The following is an 18,593-nucleotide window of genomic DNA, read 5'->3' as shown; positions in this document are numbered from 1 at the left end:
AAAAAAATCATAAATATTTTAAAGAGCGTCCCTATTAATGGACGCTTCTTATTAATATCAGATTTAAAACTTCATTCGCTGTATTCTAACTGCATTCAAAATTGCTAATAACGCTACACCCACATCGGCAAAGACAGCTTCCCACATGGTTGCTAAACCACCCGCACCTAGCACCAAAACAATCCCCTTTACCACAAAAGCCAAAGTAATGTTTTGCCACACTATTTTCTTCGTCTGTTTTCCTATGTTTATTGCTGTGAATATTTTATGCGGTTGATCGTTTTGAATAACAATGTCAGCAGTTTCAATTGTTGCATCACTTCCTAAACCGCCCATTGCAATGCCGGCATCGGCAAGGGCAACTACTGGCGCATCGTTTACACCATCGCCAACGAATGCAATTTTTAGGTTTTTTAATTTCAATTCCTCTACTTTTTCCACCTTGTTTTCCGGTAATAAATCGCCATAAGCCTGGTCAATGTTTAATTCTTTTGCTACTGCATCTACAACGGCTTGTTTATCACCTGAAAGCATTACAGTTTTCACGTTTATTTTATGTAAACTGTGAATCGCTTCTTTGGCATCTTCTTTGATTTCATCAGCAATTAAAAAATATCCTGCATATTTTTGATTGATTGCAATAACAATAATCGTGAAAGGTGTAGTATCGATTTCTGGATCATAAATGATATTGAATTTTTTCATCAGTTTTACATTCCCTGCCAAAATTTCTTTTCCATCTACTTTTCCTTTAAGACCATGACCTGCAATTTCTTCTACGTCGGTAACTGTTGCTTCTTTTTCTGAACCTTTTGCATATTCGATAATAGCAGTTCCAACAGGATGGGTCGATTTAGTTTCTAGTGCTGCTGTATATTTTATTAAGTCGGCTTCGGAAATATCCACAGCAACTACTTTTTGTACTTTGAAAACCCCTTTGGTCAGCGTTCCTGTTTTGTCCATCACCACTACTTCGATAGATGCCATTAAATCCAGAAAATTAGATCCTTTAAACAAAATCCCATTTTTGCTTGCAGCACCAATTCCTCCAAAATAACCTAACGGAATAGAAATCACCAATGCACACGGGCAGGAAATCACCAGAAAAATTAAGGCTCTATACAACCAATCACTGAAAACGTAGTTTTCCACAAATAGCATTGGAAGCAAACAAATCCCGATTGCTAGAAACACAACCACTGGTGTATAGATTTTGGCGAATTTTCTAATAAATAATTCAGTTGGTGCTTTTTTGGCAGTTGCCTCTTGCACCATTTCTAAGATTTTAGATAATTTACTATCGGTGTAGGCCGTCGTTACTTCGACTAGAACAACCGTATTGAGATTGATCATTCCGGCAAGAACGGTTTCATCTTTTTGTTTGGTATCTGGTTTACTTTCTCCTGTTAGTGCTGCGGTGTTGAACGAAGCGGTATCCGAAAGTAGCTTTCCGTCTAATGCTAGTTTTTCTCCTGGTTTTAACTGAATAATTTCTCCAATAATTATTTCAGATGCTTTTTTTATAGTCGCATTTTCTCCATTCATTACTGTTGCTTCATCAGGTCTTTGGTCTAATAATAATTTGATGTTAGTTTTTGCTCTTTGAACAGCCAAGGTTTGAAACACTTCACCAACGGCATAAAAAAGCATTACAGCAACACCTTCGGGATATTCACGAATTGCAAATGCACCAATGGTAGCAATGCTCATCAATAAAAATTCCGAGAACACTTCTCCTTTACGAATACTTTCGAATGCTTCTTTTAAAACAGGGAAGCCAACTGGAACATAAGCAACTACATACCAAATTAACCTGATCCAACCTGTAAACCAGATTTGCGTAAAGTAATTATCAAAAGCGATTGCTATGAGTAATAATGTAAAGCTTATTAGTGCCGGAAGAAACATTTTGAGCGTACTTTCATTTCCGCCTGAGTGGTCATGGTCGTGTCCATCATCGTCTGAATGTTCGGATTTGTAATCAACTGTACAACATCCTGATTGCTTATCGGTTTTGCTGTTTATTTTTTCTTCTAGTGTACAGCAAAGCTGCTTGCCGTTTGCATCGTATTTATGTTTGTGATTTGGATCTGTTTTTATCATAATTATTTAGAATTTAAATTTTAATATTCTCGACTATTTTTTAAGTTTATAAGATTAATATGTTATTTATATTAAAAAGCACTGGCTGTTTATTTAAATATTTTTTTTGATAAAATTATTTACCAGAATACGCTTTTTGCATTTTATTACGATTAATAATTAACCGCTGAGATTAGAAATCGTATTGATTGTAAGCGCCACAATAATTGTATTAAATACAAATGAAATTAGGCTATGCATTAAAACAAATCTCCTGATTGCCTGAGAAGATATTGTAATATCGGAAACCTGAAATGTCATTCCGATAACAAAAGAGAAATAAGCGAAATCAATATAATCTGGTTGAATTTTGCCTGGAAAATCAATACCACCAACGTTACTTCCAGTATTTAATTTATTATGATCATGGTATAGGTGCGCATAACGAATTGTGAACATTGTATGCAACAAAATCCATGAAAAAAAAATAGGGGATAACGAAACAATCATATGGACTATTTTATTAGCCGAGTATTCATTTTTTTGAGCCATTAAGACTAAGGTACCAAAAAGGCTAAAGCAAACGGCAATCAATATGATGACGAATATGGCTTTAAGACCGTCATCTTGCTTTTCTACGACTGAACATAAATCTTTAGAAGTTGTCGAAAAAAAGAATAGCCAGCTTAAAATAATCATTGAAAAACTAAAAGTATCCCAGCCAATTATTATTCTGCTAAATATTTCAATTTTAAAAAATGATAAAAATACAAATACGAGAATGGACACTACTAGACAAAATAGTAGTTTTTTTAGTCCACTTACTTTCGCAATAAATGATAATTCTTTTTGCTGTTTTTTCATGATTGTAATTTTACAATTAGTATCGGTATTAGTCTTGCTTTGGGTTTTTATCGTTCTGAATCCTGTTTTGCCAATTTCTGTAAAAACTGAAATGGTTAAGCGACAACATGAAGTACAGCATGGCCGTAGTCACTGCGGATATCACGTAAAATCCCAAAGCAGCGGCTACACCAATTGCAGAAACCGCCCATATATTCGCAGCAGTGGTGAGTCCGCTGGATTCGTTGCTTTGCTGTTTATTATAAATAATACCGGCACCCAGAAAACCTACCCCTGTGATTATATTAGCAATAATCCTTGATGAATCATCAGTTTCTGAAAAATGCATTCCGACAGCTGTAAACAGAGCGGCACCGGCACTTACTGCGCCAAAAGTACGTATCCCTGCATTTTTGTTCTCGCGTTCTCGCTGGTAACCGATTATGCAACCAAGTATTGCAGCCATAAGTATTTTGGCTACCATTATCAGTTCAAATTTTATATCTGCATCTATCATTTCATAAAGTATTACATTAAGTAAAAAGAGGTTGGCTTTTCTTGTATTGGTAAATTTGTATCGTTTATCATTTCTTTGAGATTAATCTCAATGGTTATAGCAAGGTTTGTCATTGGTGTATCTGATGGGGAATTTTCAAAAGGGTCTTGCAATATTATAGCTGTACGCTCTATAGTGATGAATATTAAGGGTATCAATGTAGTTAAAAAAATTTCTTCAATTATGTACTTATCATCTAATCCAAAAGGTAGTAACGTAGCAAATACGTAAATCAATAAATGGATTAACAAGCTGTAAGATTTTGGAAACACTGTGTTTTTAATACGTTCGCATTTTCCCATAGCATCGCACAAACGGCTTAAAGTACTGTCAATGTGAACTTGCTTAAATTCACTTATTTCAAGTTGAGACAATGCGACACTATGTTTGTTCAGAATTGCGTTTGGAACATTTTTGTCTGTAATGTTTTGCTCATTAATATATTGTTGCACTTTATTTGAAAAAGGCAATCCTCGTAGAGATTCACCCAAGGCGTAGCACCAAATTATTTGCCGATGTGCAAATACTTCAATTGTTTTATTATTGGAATTATTTTTTGGAACAAACTGTATTAATTGTCTTATCAATGTTCTAGAATCATTAACTATAGCACCCCAAACTATTCTTGCTTCCCACCACCTTTCATAAGCCTGAGCTGTTCTGAAAGCTAATAATACAGATAAGGCAGTTGCTATTATTGCTGTCATACTAGTCGGGATTGATATTTTAGACAGAAAAGAGTATTGATCTACAATGCCTACTACAACTGCATAGGTTACAATGGTGATAATATCATACTTAATTTCTCTAATGAAAGTAAAAATTGATATTTTTCTATTTAACAGCATATTTTTTTGATTATGAATTAGCCTTTATAATTGTTTCGATAGCTTAGGTGTTTCCTTTTATAAACTGCCTCCCAATAGTGTCTAACTTTTTTTGGGGGCAGTCTATTTGTAAGGTTTATTTATTTTGATCGTATTATAGTTTAAAATTCACTTTTTAATGATCGTGTGATCCGCCGCCTTTCATTGCAGAAAGCAGATAAAACGCCCCTTTTACAACAATTTTAGCATTGGCAGGAATTGCTTGAACAAATTTTATTTGAGTATAACCTAAATCAGTAGTTCCTGGTACCACTTCAATCGCTTTAAAGTGCATTTCGTTGTGCTCTTCTTCTTCTCCTTCTGCGTGTTCAGCGTGTGCCTCTCCTTCTTTGTGTTCGTGAGTTTCTTTTTTTGCTACTGGTTTTTTTTCTTCGTGGTGCTCCTCTTGGATATAAACAAAGTATTTATCCCCATTTCTCACAATGGCATCTTTTGGCAATGCAGGAACAGTTTCATTATTGAGGTTGATATTGGCAGAAACATACATACCGGAAATCAATCCTTTTGCATCAGCCGGATTTATTTTGGCGTGCACCGCTACAGTTTTACTTTCGTTAGAAAACGATTTATTAATACCAAATATTTTGCCTTTTATTGCCTTATTGGATTGATTGGTCAATACAAAATCGACTTGCTGACCTACTGAAATAGCACCTAAATCTTTCTCATACACATTCAAATCCAAGTGCATTTGGCTGTTATCAACCACTTCAAAAAGCGGAATTCCTGTTTCAGCAAAAGCTCCTTTAGCAATGCTAATTTTTCCGACATATCCACTAATTGGTGAAACTATAGGTATTAAAGCACTATTACTGCTTGTACTTACATTTAATGCTCGTAATTTGTTTTTTGCAGCTTGCGCTCTCGCCTTTTCTACAGCCAGTTTTGCTTTTACTTCCTGTAATGTTTTTCGCGGATTCACATTTTCGTCGGTCAATGTTTTTTGACGGTTGAATTCCAATTGCAAATACTCAATATTGGCTGTTGCCGAATTATAGTCTTCCTGCATTTCAACAACTTCCAGGTTTTGAATGGTTGCCAAGACTTTTCCTTTGTTTACAAAAGTGCCTTCCAATACAAAAATATCCTTAACAGTACCACCAATTAGCGTAGCCACTTTAGCGGAATTTTGCGGAGGAACTGTAGTGTATCCATTCGCTTTTATTACTGTATTAAGGTTACGATTCTCAATAGCACCAAATTCAACGCCAACCGTTTTAAATTGTGCAGCGGTTAGTGCCACTTCATTTTCAGATTTTTCTTCTTCGTGAGTTTCTTCGGCTTTCTTGTCGTTGCAAGATGTAAAAATTAATAGGCAAAAAGCAATTGGTAATAGAAAATATTTACTGCTCATTTTGTTTTTTATATTTTTCATTTTAATGATTATTAGTTGTTATAGATTGATGGGAATTGCAATTGAACAGCGCTTTGATTGTATGTATTCAAAGTTTCGGCATATTGTTTTTTGATGTCGATTGCTTGGTTCAGAAAACTGATGTACGTCCAGTAACTCATATCGCCATTGGCATAACTTTTTTGTGCCGTTGCAATAATTTGTTCCGCATATTGTAAACCTTCTTTTTGATAGTAGGATAATCCTTTTTGTTGCTTTTCAAATTCGTTTTGCAATTCCTGGATTTGTAGTTTCAGCGACAGCGTATTTTTCTCTAATTCCAGCTCAGATTGCGTAACACTTATCGCCGCTGCTTTAGCACGAGCTGTATTAACACCTCCAAACAGCGGAATTTGCAGCCCAGCAGTAAATCCTTGAAACAAAGATTTTGTATCAATGGTTTGTGCAAAATAACCTAATCCCAACTTTGGTGTTCGCATTGCTTTAAACGTATTGGCTTCTTTTTGATATACCGAAATTTGTTGTTGATAATAATCGGTTACTAAACTTTCTACTTTCGTTTTATTCGCATCAGTTAGAGTTGTAAACTGTGCTGGTGTATTACTATCTGGCACAATGTTCTCTTCGGTTTGAACAAAAAATTGTAATTGCTTTTGATAAATAGCCAAATCATATTCTAATTGTACTTTTTGGGTTTCAATTTCTTTAACCTTTGCTTTGGCACTAATTACTTCGATGTTGCCACTTTCGCCGGTACTGAAACGAAGTTCCGCATTTTTTAAGAATTTGGTATAGATGTCATTCAATTCGTTATTCAGTTTTTGAATGGAAACACCGTATAAATATTGATAATACGATAAGGTTACCGCTTTTTCGATTTCATATTCAGATAATGCTTTTCGTTTTTCGGCAAGTTTTACCAACTCTTCTTGAAGCTGTCGATTGGCTTTAGTGATTTTTCCTATCGGAAAATATTGCTGTACCGAAACATTGTGGTCATAATCTACACTATTAAATTGTCCGCCTTGGTACTGTACTTGCAATGGATCCACTTGAAAAGCCGTCTTTTTGAGGACGGTTTGTTTTTCAATTTCTTTATCGGCAATTTTCAAATTGATGTTATTTGATTTTGCCTTTTCGATGGCGCCTTCTAACGTAATTGTTTGACTATTTTGAGCAAAAGAGAAACTGCTTATCAATAAAATAATTACTGTTACAATGAGTTTTGACATATTTTTTCTTCTTTTAATTCCTTTTTCAGATAATAAATATAAAATCGGTAAAACGATAAGCGTTAGTAATGTTGCCGAAAATAATCCGCCAATAACTACGGTTGCTAATGGTTTTTGTACTTCGGCACCTCCGCTGGTTGATAATGCCATAGGTAAAAATCCTAGTGAGGCAACCGCAGCAGTCATTAAAACCGGTCGAAGTCTAACTTTAGTCCCTATCAAAACTCGCTGCAAAGGGTCTGTAATTCCTTCCGTTTTGAGTTGGTTGAAATAAGAAATCAATACAATTCCGTTTAACACTGCAATTCCAAACAAAGCAATAAAACCAATTCCTGCCGAAATACTAAAAGGCATTCCTCGTAACGATAAGGCAAAAACACCTCCAATAGCAGATAGCGGAATGGCTGTAAAAATTAGTCCTGCCTGTTTAACACTTTTGAATGTAAAAAACAATAACACCAATATTAAACCCAATGCAATTGGCAATGCTACTGATAATCGTTTATTTGCTTCGACTAAATTCTCAAATTGTCCACCATACGTAATATAATATCCCGAAGGAAGCTTGAAATCTTTATTCAGTTTTTGCTGAATTTCTTCTACTACACTTTTGATATCTCTCCCTCGAACATTTAAACCCACCGTAATTCGGCGTTTACCATCTTCACGGCTTACTTGAACCGGACCTTGCTCATAATTCACAGAAGCGACTTGAGAAAGAGGTACTTGGTTACCATTTGGTAAAGGAATAAATAAATTGCTCACATCAGTTATATCGCTTCGATTGGCTGCATCCATACGAACCACTATATCAAATCGTTTGCTTTCCTCGTAAATTTTACCGGCACTTTCTCCGGCAAAAGAGGAACGAATAATTTGGTTTATATCCGTTATATTCAAGCCATACAAAGCGATTTTATTGTAATCATATTTTACGGTTATTTGAGGTAAACCCGTTACTTTGTCAGCTTTTAAGTCTCCAATACCTTCAATGTTATTGACTTTAGCAATCAATTCTTTGGCTTTAGTATCTAAAATTTCTAAATCGTCTCCAAAAATTTTGATGGCAATATCACTTCGGCTTCCCGTCATTAATTCATTAAAACGCATTTGAATGGGTTGTGAAACTTCAATATTTGCACCAGGAATGGCTTCCATTTCCTCTTTCATTGCATTCGCCAAATCTTCCCAATTTTCATAATCACCAGTCCATTCACTTTTGTCTTTAAGCACAATAATCAAATCGGCACTTTCTATTGGCATCGGGTCAGTCGGGATTTCACCACTACCAATTTTTGAAACTATGGTTTTTATTTCCGGAAATTTTGCTTTTAGGATTTTTTCATATTCGGTAGTGGTTTTAACCATTTGCGAAAGCGAACTACCTGTCATAATGGTAGCATTAATAGCTAAATCACCTTCTTCGATTGTTGGTATAAATTCGCCTCCCATATTTTGGAAAACAATAATTGCAAAGACAAACATTCCTAAAGCAATTGCTAAAACTGCTTTCTTGAAACGCAAGGCGCTATCTAAAAATGGTGCATATATTTTTTCAAACCACGCCATCATTTTGTCACTAAAATTGGGTTTGTGTTCGGTGTTTTTTGATAAAAACATTGCACTCATCATAGGTACGTAAGTAAGTGAAAGTACAAATGCTCCAATAACTGCAAAACCTACGGTCATGGCCATGGGTCTAAACATTTTCCCTTCCGTTCCTACTAATGCCAGTATAGGAAGATAAACGATTAAAATTATGATTTCACCAAAAGCAGCACTGTTCCGGATTTTGGATGCTGATTGATATACTTCGCTATCCATTTCCGTTTGTGTTAAAGCCTTTTGCCTTTTTAGTTTTTGTAAATGGTGCATTGTGGCTTCGACTATAATTACCGCACCATCGACTATAATTCCAAAATCGATCGCTCCTAAACTCATTAAGTTTCCGCTTACGCCAAAAGCATTCATTAAAATTACTGCAAAAAGCATGGACAACGGAATCACGGAAGCGACAATTAATCCGGCCCGAAGATTTCCAAGAAATAATATCAGTACAAATATTACTATTAATGCACCTTCCAATAAGTTTTTGGTAACAGTTCCTATAGCACTATCTACTAATTTTCCTCTGTCTATAAAAGCTTCGGCAACCACTCCCTCTGGAAGGGTTTTGTTGATTTGCTCCATTTTTTCTTTCACTCTATCAACAACCGCACTAGAGTTTTCTCCTTTAAGCATTAGTACTAACCCGCAAACAATTTCGCCTTTTCCATCTTTAGTTGAAGCGCCATAGCGCAATGATATTCCTTCATTTACTGAAGCCACATCCCGAACCAAAACTGGTGATCCGTTTCTGTTTTTGACCACTATATTTTCTAAATCTTTGATTCCAGACGCCATACCAACACCACGAATGAAATAAGCATATTGGTCTTTCTCGATATAGGCACCACCAGTGTTTTGATTATTTTTTTCTAAAGCTTCAAAAATTTCAGTTATTGTTACTCCTAAACTATTTAAGGTATTAGGATTAACTGCAATTTCATATTGTTTTAGTTTTCCGCCCCAAGTGCTGACTTCGGCAACACCTTCTATACCTTGTAGTTGCGGAATAATAATCCAGTCCTGAATGGTTCGTAATTTGACTGCATCGTATTTATCTTCATAGCCCTTTTTGGCATATACATCATATTGGTATATTTCTCCTAGACCGGTAGATATTGGCGCTAATTCTGGTGAACCTGCATATTTTGGTATGTTTTCTTCGGCTTGTTTTATGCGTTGAAATATTTGTTCTCTCGCCCAATAAATATCTACATCGTCTTTAAATACAACAGTAACCACCGATAATCCAAATCGAGAAATACTTCGTAACTCTATGACTTTTGGAATGGTTTTTACAGCTTGTTCAAGCGGATAGGTAATTAATTGTTCTACTTCCTGACTGGCCAACGTAGGAGCAGTAGTAATGATCTGAACCTGATTATTAGTTACATCAGGTAATGCATCAAGCGGCAAATTTTTAATGGAATAACTTCCCCATGCTATAAGTACGAGGGTAAATAAAAGTATAATGAACTTGTTCTTTATACTAAACTGTATGATTTTGTCTAACATTGAAAATATTATAATGAATTAGAAATTAGCAAATAGAATATTTGCCATTATTTGTGATAAGATCACAACTTTCTAACCCGAATCCCAATAGCTATCGGGACGGGTATCATTATGCTATTTGAGGGGGTTGCCAAATACTTCCGAAGAAATTGGATGCAAAAATAGATTTATAGAATGGCTCTTTGGTTTTAATAACCGTAAAAATTAAAGGAAAATCGAATTTAATTGGAAAATGACTTAATATTTGCACTCCACAACAATTGCAAGCGCAGAAAGGAGAACACAAATCTTTTTCTTTATTGTGGGAATGGTTTTCTTTATAGGAGGAAAGTTCCTTTGATATATGTGCCAAACTATTTACTTCCAAATCAGCACAAGGCAAAAATGAAAGTGCTGTTAGATAAATTGATAGTATGAGGTTCATCCATTTCACTGATGCAAAAGTAGCAATAAAATTTTTATGATTTAAGGATTAATTAATTTTATTATCATATTTTTATTTAATACGAAATATTTATTTAGCTTTGCCTAAAAATAATTTTTTGCAAATGAAAAACATTTCTTTACTTTATAAAATTACTGCATTACTATTATTAATGGCTTTTACATCATGTGAACCCACTTTTACAGATATTCCAGCTGATGATGAAGTTTTAGACGGACCCATTGATGGTCTTTCCCATGAAGAGTCAGCTCGTTTCTTAAAAGGTGACGTTGCATTTAGTGAAGTTTTTACTCGCGAAACAGGACTTGGATCAACATTTGTTGCAACAAGTTGTATTAGTTGTCATGCAGGTGATGGTAAAGGACACCCCTCTACCACACTTACTCGGTTTGGACAAATTGATGAAACCGGAAATTTATTTCTAAATCAAGGAGGTCCACAATTACAAAACAGAGCTTTACCCGGATATTTACCCGAACAAATTCCATTTGGAGCTACTTTTTCTAAATTTACTCCGCCCGCTAATACAGGTCTTGGATTTTTGAATTTTGTAAAAGATGATGCTATCATTGCAATGTCTGACCCAAACGACAGCAATGGTGATGGGATTTCTGGTGTTCCAAACTGGATAGTAGCTCCATCCTTTATTATACCGAATACTGATGCAATTTCACAAAACGGAAAATATATAGGCCGTTTTGGCAAAAAAGCCGCGGCTTTTGATTTATTGCACCAAACCGTAAATGCTTACAACCAAGACATCGGAATTACCTCTATATTCAATCCTATTGACGTTTATACTAATCTGGAAATTGATCCTGAAATTGCGACAAGTACCGTAAACGACGTTGTTTTTTACTTGCAAACATTAAAAGCACCAATTCAACGCAATCAAGGTGATGCAGTTGTTAAACAAGGAGCAACCATTTTTAACCAAATTAATTGCGCAAGCTGTCATAAATCTGAATTGAAAACAGGTTATTCACCTATTAAGGCCCTTTCAAATAAAACATTCGCTCCTTACACCGATTTGTTATTACACGATATGGGAAGCGGTTTAGACGATGGTTATACTGAAGGAAGCGCAAAAACTTACGAATGGAGAACACCGCCACTATGGGGAATAGGGCTTTCTGAAGACGCACAAGGAGGGAACTATTTCTTAATGCACGATGGTAGAGCAAATAGTATTGAAAGTGCCATTTTAATGCATGGTGGCGAAGCAAACAACAGTAAAACAGGCTATCAAAATCTTTCACAATCAGACAGAGAGGCATTACTAAAATTTATAAAATCATTGTAATTATGAACAGAAAAGATTTTTTAAAAACATGTGGTTTTGGTTGTTTAGCAGGAATTTCAACTCTTACTTTATTACAAAGCTGCAGCACATCTAAAATTTTGGAAAAAGAGATAAAAGGTTCAGATATTCTAGTTCCATTGACTGATTTTGAAATCAAAAATAAGGGAATCATAGAATATAAAAAATACGTAATCATACAAAACGAAAAACTGACCCATCCTATTTGTGTTTATCGTTTTGACGCGAATAATTATAGCGCACTATTTATGCAATGCACTCATCAAGGAGCAGAACTGCAGGTTTTTGGAGATAAATTACAATGTCCGGCACATGGAAGTGAATTTAGCAACAAAGGAAGTTTAGAAAACGGCCCGGCTGATAGAAATTTGAGAAATTTTCCTATTATAATAGATAACGGTACCCTTAAAATATCATTAAAATGAGATTAAAATTACTCTGTATAGTATTTTTGTTTTCCATAAATTTCTATTCACAAATCGACCCTGTTTTACTAAAAAGGACGTCTAAAGACATTACAAAACAAGCTTTAAATATGGATGCGGTTTATAATCGTCCTTTTTTAAATATTGGAAAAACACCCATAGCCGTTGGAGGTTATCTGGAAGCCAATTGGCAACGCCTTTCCACCGATGGCTTTTCCGAAGGACATCAATTTCAAGCCAGACGATTAACCATTTTTATGTCATCGACAATCAGCAAACGTGTGAAATTTTTAAGCGAGATCGAATTTGAAGAAGGTGGAAAGGAAATCGCTATAGAATTCGCCTCTGTCGATGTTGAATTTAATCCCTTGGTTAATTTTAGAGGAGGAATAATCATGAATCCTATTGGGGCTTTCAATCAGAATCATGATGGTCCAAAATGGGAATTTACCGACAGACCCATTTCAGCAACACAAATGTTACCGAGTACTTTTAGTAATGCTGGAGCTGGTTTTTTTGGGAAAAAATACTCGAAGAATTGGATGATTGGCTATGAAGCTTATTTCTCAGGAAGTTTTGATAACTCGATAATTGAAAACACAGAGAACAAAACTTTTCTGCCAGCTGCCAAAAACAATCCGGAACGTTTTGAAGAAATAAATAGCGGATTACCCTTATTTACCGGTAAAATCGCTATTCGAAACAGTAAAATGGGTGAATTAGGACTCTCCTATATGGGGGGCGTTTACAATAAATTTCAAGATGAAGGAATAATTTTAGACAAAAAACGACGTGTCGATATTTATGCATTAGACTTTAACACAACGCTTCCTAAAATTAAAACGTTTATAACTTCAGAATTGGCATGGGTTAAAGTAGATGTTCCGGAAACGTATGGTCAACAATTTGGCAATAAGCAATTTGGAGGATTTATCGATATCGTTCAACCTTTACTTACAAAAAATGTTTTAGGTTGGGAAAATGCTGTGTTAAACTTAGCTTGTCGACTGGAATATGTTGATTGGAACGTTGGAACCTTTAACTCAACTGGTGGGAATATTGCAGAAGATATTTGGAGCATTATGCCTGCCATCAGTTTTCGCCCTACATCACAAACCGTTTTTAGGTTAAATTACCGTTTTCAAAAACAAACAGATATTTTAGGAAACCCACCGGCTACTACCGATGGATTTAGTGTTGGAGTTTCAACTTATTTTTAGGGATTTTTATAGGCTAATTCTATCTATCGACAATTATAAATCATATAAACCAGAGGCTATCCGAAAAGTAATTTTCGGATAGCCTCTGGTTGCTTAATTTTAGGATTAGTGCGTCCGAAACTTTATTGAAAATTCCAAACAAAGATTAAAAGTCGATTGCGTGCTTATCTGTCCTGTGCTAACCATCAAATAGGGGTTAGTTTGGCTTCATCATCTTTTGTTAATTTTGGATATTTTGGGAATACCCAGTGACTGCATTGTACGCGAGGAACACTGCCCCTTTGTAGTATTCATAAGTTGAGTGGGATCACTCATAGCATATCCAAAAGCACTATCTACCATATTTGTAAAACAAGTGGAAAGTTAATGTCCCCTCTTGTATAGTTTTTATTACCTGTTTATTAGGAACTAGCGCAGACAGTTTCAGTTTTTTCACTTCGTGGTCTGTTCTGTGAAATGTTCTATTAAGTTGGGTAATTTTAATAATTGTCCTTTTTCTGTGTTGACATACAGAAATATAAACAGGAATATTATTTCTAATTATGAACTTTTTTTATACCATTATTGATCTAATTATTCCAAAAAAGTTTATTTTTAACGCACAGTAAAAGAGGTAGAGGAGAGAGAAAATTCCATTCACGATGAGAAATAAAATCGATTTATTCAAAATATTTTTTAACCGCTAGACTGAATTGAGCTAAGGATATTTTGCTGTTTTACCATTCTTGCTCATTTTCATAAAAATTCACTTTTCATTTATAAGCTGAAATCTAACAACTTTTGTAATTTGTAGTATATTTACCTTTTTTAGGAAGTTTTGCAAATTAATATTTTAAAGCTTACAATATGTTTAGAGAGTTACACTTTTAGCATGAAATCAATTCCTCCGTTTTTGATAAGCTTTAATCCCGAATTAATAATTATTCAGTATCGCTATAAAACAGAAAAAGATGCCGAAGCATCTTTCAATTTTTTTTTTTTTTTGTTTACTCATCAACTCGGTATTTTTTAATATCAAATTCAAAATCAAACAACTCTTTAGGATGAACTTGTAAAGCTCTAGCAAACTTCATTAAAGTTTTTAGCGTTAAATTTCGTTTACCACTTTCATATTTACTAACCTCAGCGGAATCAATACCCGTTAAAAATTCAATGTCCTGTTGAGTTTGGTTATTCTTTAATCTTATGTCAGAAATTCTTCTTCCTATATATTTTTGTAAATCTGCATTTAATTCCATTTCAATATGTTTTCAAGCAATTTCCATTTTATTAGCAAAAATATTATTGGGATATATGCCAGTATTTAAAAAATATTTCTATATTTGTTTCCTATTCAGAAATGAATTGTATTTTTGCGATCCTTCAAATAAAATATTGAAGCATTCGCTTAGAATCTCGCGTTAGAAAACTGGTAATTTGATAGAAACGAGATAATAAGTAAGATGCTCACGTCCCATGGCGTGGGCTCACTTATTGTTTCCGGGTATACCAGTACCTCTAACGCAGTAAGATGAGTTCCATGCCATTTTTTATGCGCAAAAGTCACTCCCTTTTATTCTTAGCAAATCTTCTTTTTTATAGTATCGTAAATCAATCAATTAATTGAATTAGTTAGTTTGGAAACGCACTGCCTGAGTTGGGCTGCAACTGGCAACGGCAGTGTACTTTCCTAAAAAAAATAAATTCAAAAGCTTTTGCACCAAAAAAAAGAGTGCTCTCAAGATCTGTGGTAACAGCAATAGCGCAAATCGAAATAATAAATTGAAAAACAGCAAACAACAACGAAAAGATGAAATACTATAAAACTATAAAAGTTACTTTAATTCTAGCTTTCATTGCACTGATAATTTGTTGGCTTTATGGTTGCGATGCTTTTATATAAACAGCAATAACTAAAAAAAATAACTATTTATTTTAAGATGACACAGCTTGCTTAGATTTGACAACGCCTAATTAAATACAGATAACGCCTATGACTTAAAAAATAAAAATCTATGCCTTAGCACTTTCTTGGCTAATCACAAAAAAAAGGCCCTCTAACTCTTCTTGCCGGACGAATAGAGGACCAAAGCAAACTAAACCGAAGTCTCATTTAACCAATTCAAAAGTATGAAAAAAAAATCATTTTTGAAGTTTTGGACAACAACACAACTGTCCAAACTGTACTGCATCCTTTTCCTGTGCTTCATAACAGGATTAAATGCTCAAACACGATCTATAAAAGGTAAAATTACCGATGATACCGGCACAGTTCCCGGCGTAACCATTAAGGTTAACAATAAGCCAACAACAACATTTTCTGATGAAAATGGAAATTACACCATACTAGCTGCTGAGAATGATGTTTTGGTTTTTTCCTATCTAGGCTATAAAACGATGCAAATTGTAGTTGCAAATCAAGCAACTATCAATGTAATATTGACTGAAGATGCAACTACTTTAGAGGAAATCGTAATAAATGCCGGATATTATTCTATTAAAGAAAAAGAGCAAACCGGTAGCATTGCAAGAATGACTGCAAAAGATATCGACAAGCAACCTGTCACAAATGTACTAGCCGCAATGCAAGGAAGATTGGTAGGTGTCAATATCATTCAAGATGGAGGAACTCCCGGAGGTGGTTTCCAAATTAAAATTAGAGGTCGCAACAGCATTCGTCTTGATGGAAATGAACCATTATACATTATTGATGGAGTTCCCTATTCAAACGAGTCCATAGGAAGCACGAACACTTCAACGGCATTACCAAGCCAAGCCAGTCCGCTCAACAGTATTAACCCCAATGATATAGAAAGCATCGAAGTATTAAAAGATGCCGATGCAACGGCAATTTATGGCTCGAGAGGAGCAAACGGCGTAGTCTTAATTACTCGAAAAAAAGGAAAATCAGGCAAAACAAACATTTCAGTAACTGCCTCAACAGCCGTTGGTACAGCAACTAAATTTGTTGATCTGATGAATACGCAGCAGTATCTGTCGATGCGTAAACAAGCATTTATCAATGATGGAATTCCAATATCAGATACCGATTATGATGTAAATGGAACTTGGGATCAAACTCGATATACCAATTGGCAAAAGGAATTATTAGGCGGTTCAGCAACAATCAATGACTTTAGAACCAGTATCTCTGGAGGTAGTGAGACAACACAATTCTTGATTAGTGGGAACTACAGAACCGAGGGAACAGTCCTTCCGGGAGATTTCAGGTACATTAAAGGAGGGATTCTTAGTTCAATAAACCACACTTCTTTAGATAAGAAATTCAAAATCTCTTTTTCAGGAAATTACACGGCACAAGATAATCTACAAGCAGCGACAGATTTGACGTTAGCAGCGCGTTATTTGGCACCAAACGCTCCCGCGCTCTACGATTCAAATGGAAATCTGAACTGGGAAAATGATACCTTCGAAAATCCTTTGGCACCTCTAAAAAGCACCTACCGTGCGAACACCAATGACTTAGTAGCCAACAGCGTGTTGTCTTATGAACTACTTCCAGGTTTAGAAATAAAATCAAACTTTGGTTTTACCGATTTAAAAACCAAGGAAGTCCGAACGATACCATCCACCATTTACAATCCCGTTTACGAAGTTGGGAGTGACAATTCCTTAATGTACTTAAACCTTACCAGCAGACAATCATGGATTATAGAGCCACAACTAAGAGGTTTCAAAAAATTTGGAAACCACAAATTTGATGTACTACTGGGGATGACAAGCCAACAGCAACGTACAGAACGCCTATTTCAATCGGGTATTGGTTTTGCAAACAACAATCTGATTAACAACTTAGCTTCTGCAATTACAAAAAACACAACCAATAGCGATACCTTTTTATACCGTTACCAAGCTTTTTTTGGTCGCATCAATTACAGTTACAACGATAAATACTTTTTAAACTTTACAGGTCGTCGGGATGGCTCCAGCCGATTTGGACCAGGCAAACAATATGCTAATTTTGGTGCTATTGGTGCTGCATGGATTTTTAGCAAAGAAAAATTCAATCCAGAAAATAGTAAAATGAGTTTTGGAAAACTCCGTTTTAGCTATGGAACTACGGGTAATGATCAAATTGGAGATTATCAGTTTTATGATACCTACGGTACAACAGGTGCAAATTATCAAGGCATAATTGGGTTACAACCTACACGACTTTATAATGCCAACTTTGGATGGGAAACCAATCGTAAACTAGAATTAGCTTTAGAAACTGGTTTTTTTAAAGACAGAATTTTTAGCACGCTAGCGTTGTATAGGAATCGCTCGTCGGATCAATTGGTGGGTATTCCTATGCCAGCTACAACAGGTTTCTTGTCATTGAATGCGAATCTTGATGCTACCGTTGAAAATTCAGGCTTTGAATTTTCCGTAAGAACCCTAAATATTGATTCAAACTCTTTTAAATGGTCAACGAACTTCAATGTGGCCGTTGCAAAAAATAAACTACTTTCTTTCCCGAATCTTTCAGGTTCCACTTTTGCAAATCGGTATGTGATTGGACAATCAATTGATATTGTAAAATTATACCAAAGCAAAGGTGTTAATCCACAAACAGGATTATACGATTTTGAAGATTTAAATGGGGATGGAAGCATAACAGCAGGAGACAAGCAAATTATCAAGGACTTATCTCCTAAATATTTTGGAGGCATCCAAAACCAATTGGACTATAAAAATTGGCAATTGGATTTTTTATTGCAGTTCGTAAAAAGAGACAATTACGATTACATATCAAATGTTCCGGGAGGTGGTCAAGTAAACCAAAGTAACAATAGTGGTGATGCTTGGCAGCAAATTGGAGATCAAAGCAGTTCGCAACTGCACACTACAGGACTAAATGGTGCAGCGGTAAGCACCTATTATAGGTACATAGAAAGCGATGCTGTAATTACAGACGGCTCTTTTATCAGACTAAAAAATATTTCACTTTCCTATGATATTCCGTTACAAGCGACCACTAATGTAAAATGCAAACTTTTTATTCAAGGTCAAAACCTACTGACATTTACATCTTACAAAGCAGGTGATCCCGAGTTTAAGTTCTCAGGATTCCTCCCTCCGCTAAAAGTGATCAGTGGCGGAATGACATTAAACTTTTAATCCTC

General features: G+C 35.2%; 12 protein-coding genes. 4 read left to right on the top strand and 8 right to left on the bottom strand.

All coding sequences use genetic code 11. The annotated features are described in order from the left end of the window. Positions 1–63 precede the first annotated feature (63 nt). The 7 genes from IWX80_RS12270 to IWX80_RS17040 form a co-directional block, all read right to left on the bottom strand. On the bottom strand, positions 64–2,103 hold the full coding sequence (locus tag IWX80_RS12270) for a heavy metal translocating P-type ATPase (RefSeq protein ID WP_113634449.1): 2,040 nt from the start codon (positions 2,101–2,103) through the stop codon (positions 64–66). A 159-nt stretch (positions 2,104–2,262) separates the two neighbouring features. Next, entirely contained in the window at positions 2,263–2,946 is a 684-nt protein-coding gene (locus tag IWX80_RS12265; RefSeq protein WP_196853688.1) for a DUF1345 domain-containing protein, read from the bottom strand. A 28-nt stretch (positions 2,947–2,974) separates the two neighbouring features. After that, the gene (locus IWX80_RS12260; RefSeq protein ID WP_196853687.1) at positions 2,975–3,442 is read right to left on the bottom strand and encodes an MgtC/SapB family protein; all 468 of its coding nucleotides are present in this window, start codon (positions 3,440–3,442) and stop codon (positions 2,975–2,977) included. A gap of 11 nt (positions 3,443–3,453) precedes the next feature. After that, positions 3,454–4,329 (bottom strand): bestrophin family protein, encoded by an 876-nt coding sequence (locus tag IWX80_RS12255; RefSeq protein ID WP_196853686.1) that lies wholly within the window; start codon positions 4,327–4,329, stop codon positions 3,454–3,456. A gap of 154 nt (positions 4,330–4,483) precedes the next feature. Further along, complete coding sequence (locus IWX80_RS12250) at positions 4,484–5,743, bottom strand: efflux RND transporter periplasmic adaptor subunit (protein WP_196853685.1); 1,260 nt, start codon at positions 5,741–5,743, stop codon at positions 4,484–4,486. Between the two features lie 11 nt (positions 5,744–5,754). Further along, the gene (locus IWX80_RS12245; protein ID WP_196853684.1) at positions 5,755–10,074 is read right to left on the bottom strand and encodes a CusA/CzcA family heavy metal efflux RND transporter; all 4,320 of its coding nucleotides are present in this window, start codon (positions 10,072–10,074) and stop codon (positions 5,755–5,757) included. Between the two features lie 109 nt (positions 10,075–10,183). Beyond that, positions 10,184–10,498: a DUF6660 family protein gene (locus IWX80_RS17040; RefSeq protein ID WP_334682352.1), complete on the bottom strand. Its 315-nt coding sequence runs from the start codon at positions 10,496–10,498 to the stop codon at positions 10,184–10,186. A 124-nt stretch (positions 10,499–10,622) separates the two neighbouring features. On the opposite strand from IWX80_RS17040, the gene IWX80_RS12240 reads away from it, so the two are divergent. The 3 genes from IWX80_RS12240 to IWX80_RS12230 are packed head-to-tail and all read left to right on the top strand — an operon-like array spanning position 10,623 to position 13,485. Continuing rightward, on the top strand, positions 10,623–11,822 hold the full coding sequence (locus IWX80_RS12240) for a di-heme oxidoredictase family protein (protein WP_196853683.1): 1,200 nt from the start codon (positions 10,623–10,625) through the stop codon (positions 11,820–11,822). 2 nt (positions 11,823–11,824) lie between these two features. After that, positions 11,825–12,265 carry a QcrA and Rieske domain-containing protein gene (locus IWX80_RS12235; RefSeq protein WP_086455349.1) on the top strand — a complete coding sequence of 147 codons (441 nt, stop codon included), beginning with the start codon at positions 11,825–11,827 and terminating at the stop codon, positions 12,263–12,265. Next, positions 12,262–13,485 carry a hypothetical protein gene (locus tag IWX80_RS12230; RefSeq protein ID WP_196853682.1) on the top strand — a complete coding sequence of 408 codons (1,224 nt, stop codon included), beginning with the start codon at positions 12,262–12,264 and terminating at the stop codon, positions 13,483–13,485. The genes IWX80_RS12235 and IWX80_RS12230 overlap by 4 nt, the downstream gene beginning before the upstream one ends. Positions 13,486–14,471: 986 nt before the next feature. Here IWX80_RS12230 and IWX80_RS12225 read toward each other — a convergent pair. Next, a complete protein-coding gene (locus tag IWX80_RS12225; RefSeq protein ID WP_196853681.1) occupies positions 14,472–14,723 on the bottom strand; it encodes a helix-turn-helix domain-containing protein in 252 nt (83 codons plus the stop codon). 871 nt (positions 14,724–15,594) lie between these two features. Between IWX80_RS12225 and IWX80_RS12220 the strand changes: the two genes are divergently transcribed. Then, on the top strand, positions 15,595–18,588 hold the full coding sequence (locus tag IWX80_RS12220) for a SusC/RagA family TonB-linked outer membrane protein (protein WP_196853680.1): 2,994 nt from the start codon (positions 15,595–15,597) through the stop codon (positions 18,586–18,588). Positions 18,589–18,593: the final 5 nt, after the last annotated feature.

The sequence above is a fragment of the Flavobacterium sp. CAN_S2 genome, from assembly GCF_015752255.1.
Lineage (GTDB): Bacteria > Bacteroidota > Bacteroidia > Flavobacteriales > Flavobacteriaceae > Flavobacterium.
The sequence above is the reverse complement of the archived record's forward strand: the minus strand, read 5'-3'. Positions and strand labels throughout refer to the sequence as shown.

Bases quoted from the DNA above. Each gene is read 5' to 3' on its own strand.
- IWX80_RS12270 (WP_113634449.1), bottom strand. From the start codon at position 2,103: ATGATAAAAACAGATCCAAATCACAAACATAAATACGATGCAAACGGC.
- IWX80_RS12265 (WP_196853688.1), bottom strand. From the start codon at position 2,946: ATGAAAAAACAGCAAAAAGAATTATCATTTATTGCGAAAGTAAGTGGA.
- IWX80_RS12260 (WP_196853687.1), bottom strand. From the start codon at position 3,442: ATGATAGATGCAGATATAAAATTTGAACTGATAATGGTAGCCAAAATA.
- IWX80_RS12255 (WP_196853686.1), bottom strand. From the start codon at position 4,329: ATGCTGTTAAATAGAAAAATATCAATTTTTACTTTCATTAGAGAAATT.
- IWX80_RS12250 (WP_196853685.1), bottom strand. From the start codon at position 5,743: ATGAAAAATATAAAAAACAAAATGAGCAGTAAATATTTTCTATTACCA.
- IWX80_RS12245 (WP_196853684.1), bottom strand. From the start codon at position 10,074: ATGTTAGACAAAATCATACAGTTTAGTATAAAGAACAAGTTCATTATA.
- IWX80_RS17040 (WP_334682352.1), bottom strand. From the start codon at position 10,498: ATGAACCTCATACTATCAATTTATCTAACAGCACTTTCATTTTTGCCT.
- IWX80_RS12240 (WP_196853683.1), top strand. From the start codon at position 10,623: ATGAAAAACATTTCTTTACTTTATAAAATTACTGCATTACTATTATTA.
- IWX80_RS12235 (WP_086455349.1), top strand. From the start codon at position 11,825: ATGAACAGAAAAGATTTTTTAAAAACATGTGGTTTTGGTTGTTTAGCA.
- IWX80_RS12230 (WP_196853682.1), top strand. From the start codon at position 12,262: ATGAGATTAAAATTACTCTGTATAGTATTTTTGTTTTCCATAAATTTC.
- IWX80_RS12225 (WP_196853681.1), bottom strand. From the start codon at position 14,723: ATGGAATTAAATGCAGATTTACAAAAATATATAGGAAGAAGAATTTCT.
- IWX80_RS12220 (WP_196853680.1), top strand. From the start codon at position 15,595: ATGAAAAAAAAATCATTTTTGAAGTTTTGGACAACAACACAACTGTCC.